Source organism: Streptomyces virginiae (genome assembly GCF_041432505.1).
In the GTDB taxonomy this organism is placed as follows: Bacteria; Actinomycetota; Actinomycetes; order Streptomycetales; family Streptomycetaceae; genus Streptomyces; species Streptomyces virginiae_A.
Genome location: NZ_CP107871.1, coordinates 5,171,577 through 5,184,300 on the forward strand (window position 1 = coordinate 5,171,577; position 12,724 = coordinate 5,184,300).

Annotated in this window: 11 protein-coding genes; 6 read left to right on the top strand and 5 right to left on the bottom strand. The window is 68.9% G+C overall.

Translation table 11 applies throughout. From position 1 onward, the window contains the following. Window positions 1-33: 33 nt before the first annotated feature. A complete protein-coding gene (locus tag OG624_RS24150) occupies window positions 34-750 on the bottom strand; it encodes a Crp/Fnr family transcriptional regulator (protein WP_371588289.1) in 717 nt (238 codons plus the stop codon). A 91-nt stretch (window positions 751-841) separates the two neighbouring features. Continuing rightward, window positions 842-3,325: a YfhO family protein gene (locus OG624_RS24155; protein WP_371639832.1), complete on the bottom strand. Its 2,484-nt coding sequence runs from the start codon at window positions 3,323-3,325 to the stop codon at window positions 842-844. Between the two features lie 369 nt (window positions 3,326-3,694). On the opposite strand from OG624_RS24155, the gene rpsL reads away from it, so the two are divergent. From rpsL to tuf, 4 genes are all read left to right on the top strand, one after another. Continuing rightward, window positions 3,695-4,066: a 30S ribosomal protein S12 gene (gene rpsL / locus OG624_RS24160; protein ID WP_007265893.1), complete on the top strand. Its 372-nt coding sequence runs from the start codon at window positions 3,695-3,697 to the stop codon at window positions 4,064-4,066. A 2-nt stretch (window positions 4,067-4,068) separates the two neighbouring features. Next, on the top strand, window positions 4,069-4,539 hold the full coding sequence (gene rpsG, locus OG624_RS24165) for a 30S ribosomal protein S7 (RefSeq protein WP_007265894.1): 471 nt from the start codon (window positions 4,069-4,071) through the stop codon (window positions 4,537-4,539). Window positions 4,540-4,578: 39 nt separating this feature from the next. Further along, window positions 4,579-6,711: an elongation factor G gene (fusA, locus tag OG624_RS24170; RefSeq protein ID WP_033225050.1), complete on the top strand. Its 2,133-nt coding sequence runs from the start codon at window positions 4,579-4,581 to the stop codon at window positions 6,709-6,711. A 147-nt stretch (window positions 6,712-6,858) separates the two neighbouring features. Further along, window positions 6,859-8,052, top strand: a complete 1,194-nt coding sequence (tuf, locus tag OG624_RS24175) for an elongation factor Tu (protein WP_030008455.1) — start codon at window positions 6,859-6,861, stop codon at window positions 8,050-8,052. A gap of 163 nt (window positions 8,053-8,215) precedes the next feature. Here the strand turns inward: tuf and rfbC are convergent, their stop codons facing one another. Continuing rightward, window positions 8,216-8,815, bottom strand: a complete 600-nt coding sequence (rfbC, locus tag OG624_RS24180) for a dTDP-4-dehydrorhamnose 3,5-epimerase (protein ID WP_371639833.1) — start codon at window positions 8,813-8,815, stop codon at window positions 8,216-8,218. Continuing rightward, window positions 8,812-9,687: a glucose-1-phosphate thymidylyltransferase RfbA gene (gene rfbA, locus OG624_RS24185; protein ID WP_371639834.1), complete on the bottom strand. Its 876-nt coding sequence runs from the start codon at window positions 9,685-9,687 to the stop codon at window positions 8,812-8,814. The genes rfbC and rfbA overlap by 4 nt, the downstream gene beginning before the upstream one ends. A gap of 72 nt (window positions 9,688-9,759) precedes the next feature. On the opposite strand from rfbA, the gene rfbB reads away from it, so the two are divergent. Together rfbB and rfbD are read left to right on the top strand one after the other, a co-directional pair. Continuing rightward, window positions 9,760-10,737 carry a dTDP-glucose 4,6-dehydratase gene (gene rfbB / locus OG624_RS24190; protein WP_033225053.1) on the top strand — a complete coding sequence of 326 codons (978 nt, stop codon included), beginning with the start codon at window positions 9,760-9,762 and terminating at the stop codon, window positions 10,735-10,737. Next, on the top strand, window positions 10,734-11,645 hold the full coding sequence (gene rfbD, locus OG624_RS24195) for a dTDP-4-dehydrorhamnose reductase (protein WP_371639835.1): 912 nt from the start codon (window positions 10,734-10,736) through the stop codon (window positions 11,643-11,645). Before rfbB ends, rfbD begins: the two co-directional genes overlap by 4 nt. Window positions 11,646-12,152: 507 nt before the next feature. On the opposite strand, the gene OG624_RS24200 is transcribed toward rfbD, so the two are convergent. Then, window positions 12,153-12,539: a hypothetical protein gene (locus OG624_RS24200; protein ID WP_371639836.1), complete on the bottom strand. Its 387-nt coding sequence runs from the start codon at window positions 12,537-12,539 to the stop codon at window positions 12,153-12,155. Between the last annotated feature and the right edge of the window lie 185 nt (window positions 12,540-12,724).

Here is a 12,724-nt window from a genome sequence, read left to right on the forward strand (position 1 = left end):
TGACCGTGTGCACTGAACCGGACGGTCCGCGCCTCACAGGGCGGGGGGCCGGCCCCGGGCGATGCGGTGCAGCACGTCCGGTCGCATGATCACCAGGCTGCGCCGGCCCGTGTGGACGACGCCCCGTTCCCGCAGGACCTTCAGTTCGCGCTGGACCATCTCGCGGGAGGCACTCACGGCGCCCGCCAGCTCCTGCTTGGTGAGCGGCACGGCGACCTCTACTCCCTCCTCCGTGTGTCGGCCGTGGATCCGTGCCAGGTCCAGGAGGAGCACCGCGAGTCGTTCGCGGACCGGCACCGACGCGAACTGGAGGTTGCGCCGATCGGCCACCCGTGTCCGGTCGGTGGCGAGGGCGAGCAACTGCAGAGAGACCGCAGGGGAGTTGCCGACGAACAGGCGGAAGCGCTCCTGTTCGATGACGACCGCGCGAACGTCTTCCAGGGCCGTCACCGTCGCGGAGCGCGGACGGCGGGTGAGGGCCGCCGACTCACCGATGATGTCGCCCGGGCCGCGCAGGGCGAGCAGGGCCTGGTAGCCGTTGGGGTGGGCCGCCGTGACCTTGGTCCAACCCTGGAGCACCAGCAGGACGTGGGCGGTGGGTTCGTCCTGGTGGAGCAGAGTGCTGCGGGGCGGATAGCGCACCTCGCGCCCCAGGGCCCGTAAGGCCGTGCTGTCCGCCTCCTCCAACCGGGCGAGGAAGGGGACCTGGTCTTCGAGTCCGCCGCCCGTCTGGTCCGCATCCCTGGTCATCTGCCGTCGCCCCCGCCCCGGTGATCAAGGCGGTCAATGTACTGAACAACGGCATACGAGCGCTCTGGAACGACGGATTACCTCGGGGCGGTCAGCGGTGGCGGCGGCGGAGGGTGGTGACCTGGACCGCGGCGAGGGTCAGGAGTGCCAGGGCGGCGCCCGCCAGGCCCGGTGTGAGGCCCTTCGGGGTGAAGGTGCAGGAGACCTTGTCCGTGCCCGCGGGGAGGTCCATGGCCAGGAGGCCGTGGAAGGGCTTGACGGGGGCCGAGCAGTGCCAGCCCGGGACGGCGGTCGTGGCGATGACGGCCGTGCCCCCCGTGTGCGCGGGGACGGTGGCCGCGATCGAGTGACCGCCGACCTCGACCGCGGTGGCGCCGGTGGTGGTGAGGTGTCGGACGGTCCTGTCGAGCGCCGCGCGGTCCAGACAGCCGAGCGGGTACGCGCCCGCGTCCGCGTCCTTCGTACGGGTCTGCACGGTGACGTCGACCTGGCCCGAGGCGGGGACGGTGCCCAGCGGGGTCACGCCGGTCATCCGGTCCTCCAGGAGCCGCTGGGGGCCGTTCCCGGCGCGGACGGTGCCGTAGAGGGCGGGGGAGTACCAGTAGGCCTCGGAGCCGGGGGTGCACCGGGCGGTGTACGTCTGCGCCGTGGCGGTGCCGCCGCGGGTGACGGGCGGGACCTCGTGGACGGTGGCGCCCAGGACGTTCTCCTGGCGGGCGTAGACGCTCTCGGCCGGATTGGGGGAGGTGTAGGGGGAGGTGTACGGGGCGGTGCGGACGGTGACCAGCGGGGGCGCGGGGAACGTCGAGGCCGTCCAGGTGCCCGGGGCGGTCCCCGGGCGGACCCGCGCGCCGATCGAGAAGATCGCGTCGAGCACCGGGTCGTCGGCGCCGAAGAAGGTCCGGCCGTCGTTCTTGAAGCCGTAGCCCAGGGGCTCCAGGGCCTGGTAGGTGGCCTCGGGGAGGTAGCTGCTGTAGTACTGCGGGCCCTCCGCGCGCAGCGCCAAGGCGTCGTTGTACGCGCTCTGCGGGGCACCCGAGTCGGTCCGGTGGGCGGGCCAGCCGGCGACGTCCCGTACGGCCTCGAAGTGGCTGCCGATCGAGCGGTTCGACGTGGCGACGGGCTTGGCCCAGCGTTCGCGGGACCGGCGGGCGTCCGCGTTGGCGGCGGCCACCGTGGACTCGGCGAACACGACGCCGATCATCAGGGCGGCGGCCACCGGGATCAGGAACCGGCGCTTCTCGCCGAGCCGCAGCAGGACCAGGGCCAGCAGGGAGATCGCACCGCCACCGAGCACGGCCGGCCAGGTCCACCCGCCGAAGTCGTCGGCGCGCCGCAGGACGAAGGTGGCCGCCACCAGGAGGCCCGCGACCAGGGCCACGTGCAGCGGGCGCGGCCGGTTGGCCAGCGCCAGCCAGGCCAGGACCACCACCATCCCGCTGAAGACGAAGGTCTCGCGGTACGGGTTGCCGTTCGGCACCGCCAGCCCGTGCCACACGTACTGCGTGGGCGGGAACTGGAAGGAGGCGAGGACCAGCGCCGTGGCCACCGCCCACACCAGGCGGGTCCGCCGCGCGACGGCGGTGTTGAGGAGGAAGGAGCCGGCCAGGATCAGGCCGAGCGAGGCGACGTAGAGCCGGGGGCGGCCGCCCCACAGGTGCGTGGCCGGGAGCATGCCGGTGAGGAAGAGCTCGATCCGTACGGGGTCGAAGGCGGCGGCCCTGGTGGGCTGCGCGGCCCCGCTGGCCAGGAACGACGGCAGGAGCAGCGGCAGGGTCAGCAGGATCCCGGTGCCGGTGGCCGTCGCGGCCCGCCACAGCGCGCGCAGCCGCTGCCGGCCCGTCATGTCACGCGTGATCATGCGGATGGCCAGCAGGAGGCAGGCGGCCATCGTGGCCATCATCGCGGTGTAGAAGTTCCCGAACCAGGCGAGCGCGACCAGCAGGGCCACGCCCGGCCAGCGGCGCTCCTCCAGGCACCACTCGACGGCGATGCCGAGCATCGGGAACGCGACCAGGCCCCAGAGCCACATGGGGATGTACGAGGCGTCGCTGAGCGCCCAGCCGCACAGGCCGTACGTCGCTCCGAGCACGCCCCGCTGCCACCACGGGCCGGGGTGCAGCTTGCCGAGGTAGACCGTCATCACGGCCGCGGCGGCGCCCAGCGTGAGGGGGGTGATCGCGAAGACGGCGAGGTCGACGTGGGCGCGGGGGACGAGGACGGCCAGCCAGGAGAAGGGGTTGCCGAGGTAGGTGTGGTAGTCGGCGAGGAACTGTTGTCCGAAGCCGCCGCGCCAGGTGAAGAGCAGGTCTCCGGCGGCCTGCCCGTGGACCAGGTCCCACAGCGCCCGGTGGAAGGGCACGTACTGGTTGGCCTGGTCGTTCAGGGCCCGACCGGTGTTCCCGAAGGGGAAGGCGCCGCGGGCCACCCAGGCCACGCAGAAGGCGGCCGAGGCGATCAGTGAGGCCAGCAGGGGGCCGCGGGTGCGGGTGATCCGGCGGATGGCGGTTCTGTGCGGGGCAGGTCTGCGGGGGGCCGGGAGGCGGGCGTCGACTGTGGTCGGTTCGGGTGCCACGGTCCCCAATGTGCTGCTCCCTGCTGATCGACGCGTAGGCGCCCCGCGCCCGGTCAAGCTGTCAGTTTAGGGCGCCGGGGTGCGGCAGAGGGCCGATCGGGCCGCTCCCCACTTGCGCGCGGCGGGTTTTCGTGCTGGGCATTTGTTTTGACCTACCTCTGTGAGGTAGGTACGCTCTGACCTTGTGCCTGGGGTGTGCCCTGGGCTCCCGCGTGTGCGTAAGACCCCGCGGAGAGCCGAGAAGACCACACCGCAATCTGCGCCCGACTCACTTCGGTGAAAGCGTGCAGTGTTCGACACACCCGACCGCGTGGGTCGGGGGAGTTCCAGGTTAGTTTCACTACACGGCACACAGAAACCGGAGAAGTAGTGCCTACGATCCAGCAGCTGGTCCGGAAGGGCCGGCAGGACAAGGTCGAGAAGACAAAGACCCCCGCGCTTGAGGCTTCGCCCCAGCGTCGCGGCGTCTGCACGCGTGTGTTCACGACCACCCCGAAGAAGCCGAACTCGGCGCTCCGTAAGGTCGCGCGTGTGCGTCTGACCTCCGGCATCGAGGTCACCGCTTACATTCCGGGTGAGGGACACAACCTGCAGGAGCACTCGATCGTGCTCGTGCGTGGTGGCCGTGTGAAGGACCTGCCGGGTGTTCGTTACAAGATCATCCGCGGTGCGCTTGACACCCAGGCTGTCAAGAACCGCAAGCAGGCCCGCAGCCGCTACGGCGCCAAGAAGGAGAAGTAAGAATGCCTCGTAAGGGCCCCGCCCCGAAGCGCCCGGTCATCATCGACCCGGTCTACGCATCTCCTCTGGTGACGTCGCTCATCAACAAGATCCTCCTGAACGGCAAGCGCTCCACCGCCGAGCGCATCGTTTACGGCGCCATGGAAGGCCTCCGCGAGAAGACCGGCAACGACCCGGTCATCACGCTGAAGCGCGCGCTGGAGAACGTCAAGCCGTCCCTCGAGGTCAAGTCCCGCCGTGTCGGTGGCGCGACCTACCAGGTCCCCGTCGAGGTCAAGCCGGGTCGCCAGTCGACCCTGGCCCTCCGCTGGCTCGTGGGTTACTCCCGCGCCCGTCGTGAGAAGACCATGACCGAGCGCCTCATGAACGAGCTGCTCGACGCCTCCAACGGTCTTGGCGCTGCCGTCAAGAAGCGCGAGGACACGCACAAGATGGCCGAGTCCAACAAGGCCTTCGCGCACTACCGCTGGTAGTCCCACCCCACATCGAGACCGAGAGAAGACCGAAGCCTTATGGCTACCACTTCGCTTGACCTGGCCAAGGTCCGCAACATCGGGATCATGGCCCACATCGACGCGGGCAAGACGACCACCACCGAGCGCATCCTGTTCTACACCGGTGTGTCGTACAAGATCGGTGAGGTCCACGACGGCGCCGCCACGATGGACTGGATGGAGCAGGAGCAGGAGCGTGGTATCACCATCACGTCTGCCGCGACGACCTGCCACTGGCCCCTCGAAGACGTTGACCACACCATCAACATCATCGACACCCCGGGTCACGTCGACTTCACCGTCGAGGTGGAGCGTTCGCTCCGCGTCCTCGACGGCGCCGTCACCGTCTTCGACGGTGTGGCCGGCGTCGAGCCGCAGTCCGAGACCGTTTGGCGTCAGGCGGACCGCTACGGCGTGCCGCGTATCTGCTTCGTCAACAAGCTCGACCGCACCGGCGCCGAGTTCCACCGCTGTGTCGACATGATCAAGGACCGCCTCGGTGCGGTTCCGATCGTCATGCAGCTCCCCATCGGTGCCGAGATGGACTTCCAGGGCGTTGTCGACCTGGTCACCATGAAGGCGTTCGTCTGGTCCGCCGAGGCGACCAAGGGCGAGATGTACGACATCGTCGACATCCCGGCCACGCACACCGAGGCTGCTGAAGAGTGGCGCGGCAAGCTGGTCGAGACCGTCGCCGAGAACGACGACGAGATCATGGAGCTGTTCCTGGAGGGCAACGAGCCCACCGTCGAGCAGCTGCACGCCGCCGTCCGTCGGATCATCCTGAACTCCGGCAAGGGCAAGGGCGAGCCCACGATCACCGCGGTGTTCTGTGGCACGGCGTTCAAGAACAAGGGCGTTCAGCCCCTGCTCGACGCCGTCGTCCGCTACCTGCCGTCGCCGCTGGACATCGAGGCCATCGAGGGCCACGACGTCCGCGACGCCGAGGTGGTCGTGAAGCGCAAGCCGTCCGACGAGGAGCCCCTCGCCGCGCTCGCGTTCAAGATCATGAGCGACCCGCACCTCGGTAAGCTCACCTTCGTCCGGGTTTACTCGGGCCGCCTGGAGGCCGGCACTGCGGTGCTGAACTCCGTCAAGGGCAAGAAGGAGCGCATCGGCAAGATCTACCGCATGCACGCCAACAAGCGTGAAGAGATCGCCGCGGTGGGCGCCGGTGACATCGTCGCCGTCATGGGCCTGAAGCAGACCACCACCGGTGAGACGCTGTGTGACGACAAGGCACCCGTGATCCTGGAGTCCATGGACTTCCCGGCTCCGGTCATCCAGGTCGCCATCGAGCCCAAGTCCAAGGGTGACCAGGAGAAGCTGGGTGTCGCCATCCAGCGTCTCGCGGAGGAGGACCCCTCCTTCCACGTTCACTCGGACGAGGAGACGGGCCAGACCATCCTCGGCGGTATGGGCGAGCTGCACCTCGAGGTGCTGGTCGACCGTATGAAGCGCGAGTTCAAGGTCGAGGCCAACGTCGGCAAGCCGCAGGTCGCGTACCGCGAGACGATCCGCAAGGCCGTCGAGCGTCACGACTACACGCACAAGAAGCAGACCGGTGGTACCGGTCAGTTCGCCAAGGTGCAGATCGCGATCGAGCCCATCACCGAGACCGACGGTCCGGCGTACGAGTTCGTGAACAAGGTCACCGGTGGACGCGTCCCGAAGGAGTACATCCCTTCGGTCGACGCCGGTGCGCAGGAAGCCATGCAGTTCGGCATCCTGGCCGGGTACGAGATGACGGGCGTTCGCGTCACGCTTCTCGACGGTGGCTACCACGAGGTCGACTCCTCGGAGCTCGCCTTCAAGATCGCCGGTTCGCAGGCCTTCAAGGAGGCCGCGCGCAAGGCTTCTCCCGTGCTCCTCGAGCCGATGATGGCCGTAGAGGTCACCACGCCCGAGGACTACATGGGCGACGTCATCGGTGACATCAACTCCCGCCGTGGCCAGATCCAGGCCATGGAGGAGCGTCACGGTGCTCGCGTCGTGAAGGGCCTCGTGCCCCTTTCGGAGATGTTCGGCTACGTCGGAGACCTCCGCAGCAAGACCTCGGGTCGCGCCAGCTACTCGATGCAGTTCGACTCCTACGCCGAGGTTCCCCGGAACGTCGCCGAGGAGATCATCGCGAAGGCCAAGGGCGAGTAACTCTTCCGAGTACACGCTTTAGGCTTGTCACCGGAGCCTCTGGGGCAACAGGAGTAATCATCCGTTGCCCCGGGGGGCCGGCTTTCCAGCAAAGATCACCTGGCGCCGATCTGTAAGGCGTACAGAACCACTCTCCAGGAGGACCCCGTGGCGAAGGCGAAGTTCGAGCGGACTAAGCCGCACGTCAACATCGGCACCATCGGTCACATTGACCACGGTAAGACGACCCTCACGGCCGCCATTACCAAGGTGCTGCACGACGCGTACCCGGACCTGAACGAGGCCTCGGCCTTCGACCAGATCGACAAGGCTCCTGAGGAGCGCCAGCGCGGTATCACCATCTCGATCGCGCACGTCGAGTACCAGACCGAGGCGCGTCACTACGCCCACGTCGACTGCCCGGGTCACGCCGACTACATCAAGAACATGATCACCGGTGCCGCGCAGATGGACGGCGCGATCCTCGTGGTCGCCGCCACCGACGGCCCGATGCCGCAGACCAAGGAGCACGTGCTCCTGGCCCGCCAGGTCGGCGTCCCCTACATCGTCGTCGCCCTGAACAAGGCCGACATGGTGGACGACGAGGAGATCCTGGAGCTCGTCGAGCTCGAGGTTCGCGAGCTCCTCTCCGAGTACGAGTTCCCGGGCGACGACCTGCCGGTCGTCCGCGTCTCCGCGCTGAAGGCGCTCGAGGGCGACAAGGAGTGGGGCGAGAAGCTTCTCGGCCTCATGTCCGCCGTCGACGAGGCCATCCCGACCCCGCCGCGTGACACCGAGAAGCCGTTCCTCATGCCCGTCGAGGACGTCTTCACGATCACCGGTCGCGGTACCGTCGTCACCGGCCGTATCGAGCGTGGTGTCCTGAAGGTCAACGAGACCGTCGACATCATCGGTATCAAGGAGACCAAGACCACCACCACGGTCACCGGTATCGAGATGTTCCGCAAGCTCCTCGACGAGGGCCAGGCGGGCGAGAACGTCGGTCTGCTCCTCCGTGGCATCAAGCGCGAGGACGTCGAGCGCGGCCAGGTCATCATCAAGCCCGGTTCGGTCACCCCGCACACCGAGTTCGAGGCCCAGGCCTACATCCTGTCGAAGGACGAGGGTGGCCGTCACACCCCGTTCTTCAACAACTACCGTCCGCAGTTCTACTTCCGTACCACGGACGTCACGGGTGTCGTCACCCTGCCGGCCGGCACGGAGATGGTCATGCCGGGCGACAACACCGAGATGACGGTCGCGCTGATCCAGCCGGTCGCCATGGAGGAGGGCCTGAAGTTCGCCATCCGTGAGGGTGGTCGTACCGTGGGCGCCGGCCAGGTCACCAAGATCACGAAGTAATTTCGTGCTCTGACCTGGTAGCCCGTTCACCGGGCACCAAGTTGCACTGAAGGGCCCCGGCCCATCGCTTCGGCGGTGGGACGGGGCCCTTCGGCATGTCCGGGTACGAAGTGAGGGCCGCACCCCGGGCGGGGTGCGGCCCTCGGCCGCGTACGGCGATGGGTCAGTTCACGCGCAGGGACTCGGTGAATTCGAGGCAGGCGGCGTGGTCGGGCAGCAGACCGGTCGCGAGTGCCTCGGCCAGCGAGGGCGCGGCCTCGTCGCGGGCGGAAAGCTGCGGGAATTCGGCCGGCCACTCGATGCCCAGGTCGGGGTCGAGCGGGTGCACCGAGTGCTCGCCGGTCGGGTTGTAGGTCTCCGAGCAGAGGTACGACAGCGTCGCGTCGTCGCTCAGCGCGCAGAAGCCGTGGCCGAGACCCTCGGGGATGTAGACCGCGCGGCGGTCCACGTCGTCGAGACGGGCACCTTCCCACCGGCCGAAGGTGGGGGAGCCGACCCGCAGGTCGACGATGACGTCGAGCACGGCGCCGCGTACGCAGGTCACGTACTTGGCCTGGCCGCGCGGTACGTCGGCGAAGTGGATGCCGCGGACCACGCCCGCGCCGGAGACCGAGAGGTTCGCCTGCGCCAGGTTCAGCGGGTGGCCGACGACCTCGGCGAGGAGGTCGAAGCGGTACCACTCGGTGAACAGGCCGCGCGGGTCGCCGTGCACTTGCGGGGTGACCTCGAAGGCGCCGGCGATGGAGAGCTCGCGGAACTTCATCGGGCGTCCTCCTCGGCGAGCAGCATCAGCAGGTAGTCGCCGTAGCCGCTCTTGGTCAGCGGTTCGGCGAGCGCGCGCAGCTGCGCGGAGTCGATGAGGCCGGCCCGCCAGGCCGCCTCCTCGACGCAGCCGATCTTGAAGCCCTGGCGCTCCTCGATCACGCGGACGAACTCGGAGGCCTGCACCATCGAGACGAAGGTGCCGGTGTCCAGCCACGCGGTACCGCGGTCGAGGACGGTCACGTTGAGCTCGCCGGCCTGGAGGTAGGTGTCGTTGACGGCGGTGATCTCCAGCTCGCCGCGGGCGCTGGGCTTCAAGCCCTTGGCTATCTCGACGACCCGGTTGTCGTAGAAGTACAGACCCGGCACCGCGTAGCGGGACTTGGGCTTCTCGGGCTTCTCCTCGATGGAGACGGCCTGGCCGTGCTCGTCGAACTCGACCACGCCGTAGGCGGTGGGGTCCGCCACCGGGTACGCGAACACGCGGCCGCCCTTGGCGTCCGCGTGCTGGGCGAGGCGGGTGCCGAGGCCACTGCCGTGGAAGATGTTGTCGCCGAGGATCAGTGCGACGGACTCGTCACCGATGAAGTCGGCGCCGAGGACGAACGCCTGGGCGATGCCTTCCGGGCGCTCCTGGACGGCGTAATCCAGCCGCAGGCCGAACTGCGAGCCGTCGCCGAGCAGTCGCTCGAACTGTTCGCGGTCGTCCGGGGTGGTGATGATCAGGATTTCACTGATACCCGCCATCACCAGGGTGGAGAGGGGGTAATAGATCATCGGCTTGTCGAAGACGGGGAGCAACTGCTTAGAGACTGCCCGGGTCAGCGGCCAGAGTCGAGATCCGGTGCCACCGGCTAAGAGGATTCCACGCATGGGGAGAACCCTACGCGTGGGTGATCGGAGCTCACCACATGTGACGTTGGGCGCCGCTAGACTCTTCGTATTATGCGCATTCTTGTGACCGGCGGCGCCGGCTTCATCGGTTCGGAATTCGTTCGCCAGCAGTTAGCCTCAGATGGCACGGCGCAGATAACTGTTTTCGACAAGCTGACGTACTCGGGCGTCGAGGCGAACCTCGCCCCGGTCGCCGACCACCCCGGATACACCTTCGTCAAGGGCGACATCTGCGACGCGGACGCCGTCGACCAGGTCATGCCCGGTCACGACGTCGTCGTGCACTTCGCGGCCGAGTCCCACGTCGACCGTTCGATCGCCGGTGCGGGCCCGTTCGTGATGACCAACGTGGTCGGCACCCAGGTGCTGCTCGACTCCGCCCGCAAGTACGGTGTCGGCCGCTTCGTCCACATTTCCACCGACGAGGTCTACGGCTCGATCGGCGAGGGCTCCTGGACGGAGGAGTGGCCGCTGGTGCCGAACTCCCCGTACTCCGCCTCGAAGGCGTCGTCCGACCTGCTGGCGCTGGCCTACGCGCGCACCCACGGCATGGACGTGGTGGTCACCCGCTGCTCCAACAACTACGGGCACTACCAGTTCCCCGAGAAGGTCATCCCGCTGTTCGTCTCGAACCTGATGGACGGCAAGAAGGTCCCGCTGTACGGCAACGGCGGCAACGTCCGCGACTGGCTGCACGTCTCCGACCACTGCCGCGGCATCGACCTGGCCATGCGGGGGGGCCGGGCCGGCGAGGTCTACAACATCGGCGGCGGCACGGAGCTCACCAACAAGGAGCTCACCGGTGTCCTGCTGGAGGCCGCGGGCCTCGGTTGGGACATGGTCGAGCACGTCGAGGACCGCAAGGGTCACGACCTGCGCTACTCCATCGACATCAGCAAGATCGGCGCCGAACTCGGTTACGCCCCGCAGGTCACCTTCGAGGACGGCATCAAGGCCACCGTCGACTGGTACCGCGAGAACCGTGCCTGGTGGGAGCCGCTCAAGGTGAAGGCGGCCCTGCAGAAGTGATCGCGAACCTGCGAGCCGGCCGCTGGCTCGTCACCGGAGCCGCCGGAATGCTCGGCCAGGACGTCCTGGCCGCACTGAAGGACGCCGGTGTCGAAGCCGAGGGCTTGCGCCGCGCCGACCTCGACATCACCGACCCGGCAGCCGTCCGGGCCGCCGTCGAGGGGGTCGCGGTCGTCGTCAACTGCGCGGCCTGGACCGACGTGGACGGCGCCGAAACCGCCGAGGAGGCCGCCACCGCCGTCAACGGCACCGGCGTACGCGACCTCGCCGCGGCCTGCGCCGAGGTCGGTGCCCGCCTGCTGCACCTCTCCACCGACTACGTGCTGCCCGGCAACGCCACGCAGCCGTACCGCGAGGACGCCGAGACCGGTCCGGTCAACGCCTACGGACGCTCGAAGCTGGTCGGCGAACAGGCAATCGCCGAGCTCCTCCCGCAGGACGGCTACATCGTGCGGACCGCGTGGCTGTACGGGGAGCACGGGCCGAACTTCGTCGCCACCATGCTGAAGCTGGCCGCCCAGCGGGACACCCTCGACGTGGTCGACGACCAGCACGGCCAGCCCACTTGGTCCTACGCGCTGGCCCGCCACCTCGTCGACCTGGGCCTCGCCGCGCTGGCGGGGAAGGCCCCGGGCGGGGTCTACCACGGCACCGCGAGCGGCCGGACGACCTGGATGGGGCTGGCACGCGAGGCCTACCGGCTGAGCGGACTCGACCCGGAGAGGATCCGGCCGACCACCTCCGACGCGTTCGTACGCCCCGCCGCGCGCCCGGCCTTCAGTGTCCTTGCCCACGACGGCTGGTCGGCCGCGGGGCTCGAACCTTTGGCCGACTGGCGGGTTCAGCTCGCCGAGGCGATCACCCGCCCGGCCTTCTCCGAACTGCTGAGACTGCCTTCCGCCAGGTGATTCGGAGAGGCTGATCGCCTGCACGCGCACGTCGTCGACGGGGCCCGGAACGCAACCTTTCGGGCCCCAGTCGCGTCATGCGAGGTGCCGTATGCCTCTCTCGTAAGGATGTTGGCCCCTTCGCGCAAACGGCGCCGTCCGCCGTGCGACTCTCCGTTCTGACCTCCATCACCGGTCTTCTGGTGCGTCGCGCCGATCCGCGCGCACCTCGTCCAGCAGGGTGGTTACCCCAGCACGTCGCCGCGCGCGGAGGAATCCGGCGCCATCGAGGCACAGGCGAAGTCGTGAACGACGGCCGTCGCGTTCTGATCATTCTTCCCGCGGAACGAGGAGGACGGACTGCCCTCCGTCCTGCGCGAGATCCAGCGGCAACTGCCTTACGTGGACACCCTCGTGGTCGACAACGGCTCGGCGGACAACACCGTCGAGGTGGCCCGGGCGGCCGGCTCGTCACCCGGACCGAGCTCACCGACACCACCTCGGGCTTCCGCGCCTGCAACCGGCCGCTCATAGAGCTCTTCGCCCGCTGGTACCCCCGTGGAGTACCTCCTGGTGATGTCCGTCGGGATCGGCCTGTTCTTCCCGATGGAGCAGGAGCTCACCCGGATCGTCGCCGCCCGCGCCGTATGCGGCGAGGGCGCCGCACCGGTGCTCCGGAAGGCGGGACTGCTGACCGCGGGGGTCCTCGCCGTGGTCCTCGGCGCGCTCGCCCTCTTCGCCGGGCCGATCGCCGACAGGCTGTTCCCGGGCGACCAGGCGCTGGTCGCCGTACTCGGCGCGGCCCTCACCGGCATGGCCCTGTGCTACCTGACCCGGGGCGTACTGGCCGGCACCGGCCGGTTCACCGCGTACGGCTCCCCGCTCGCGGTCGACGGCGGTCTGCGGACCGTTCATCGCCCTGCTGGTCACGCTGTGCCCGACCCGGGCCGCGACGCGACCCGGCGGGCCCATCACCACACGGGCTGCGCCTGCTCGGCGGCGACCGCCGCGCCGGGCTCGTACCTCCCACCTGGTGCTCGACGGCCGGGTCCGGACCCGCTTCCTGAACAAGGACGACACCCCTCCGGCCGACGCCACCG

What these genes read in the sequence shown, in the direction of transcription:
- OG624_RS24150 (WP_371588289.1), bottom strand. Translation starts at nt 750, where the DNA reads ATGACCAGGGATGCGGACCAGACGGGCGGCGGACTCGAAGACCAGGTC.
- rpsG (WP_007265894.1), top strand. Translation starts at nt 4,069, where the DNA reads ATGCCTCGTAAGGGCCCCGCCCCGAAGCGCCCGGTCATCATCGACCCG.
- fusA (WP_033225050.1), top strand. Translation starts at nt 4,579, where the DNA reads ATGGCTACCACTTCGCTTGACCTGGCCAAGGTCCGCAACATCGGGATC.
- rfbC (WP_371639833.1), bottom strand. Translation starts at nt 8,815, where the DNA reads ATGAAGTTCCGCGAGCTCTCCATCGCCGGCGCCTTCGAGGTCACCCCG.
- rfbA (WP_371639834.1), bottom strand. Translation starts at nt 9,687, where the DNA reads ATGCGTGGAATCCTCTTAGCCGGTGGCACCGGATCTCGACTCTGGCCG.
- rfbB (WP_033225053.1), top strand. Translation starts at nt 9,760, where the DNA reads ATGCGCATTCTTGTGACCGGCGGCGCCGGCTTCATCGGTTCGGAATTC.
- OG624_RS24200 (WP_371639836.1), bottom strand. Translation starts at nt 12,539, where the DNA reads ATGAACGGTCCGCAGACCGCCGTCGACCGCGAGCGGGGAGCCGTACGC.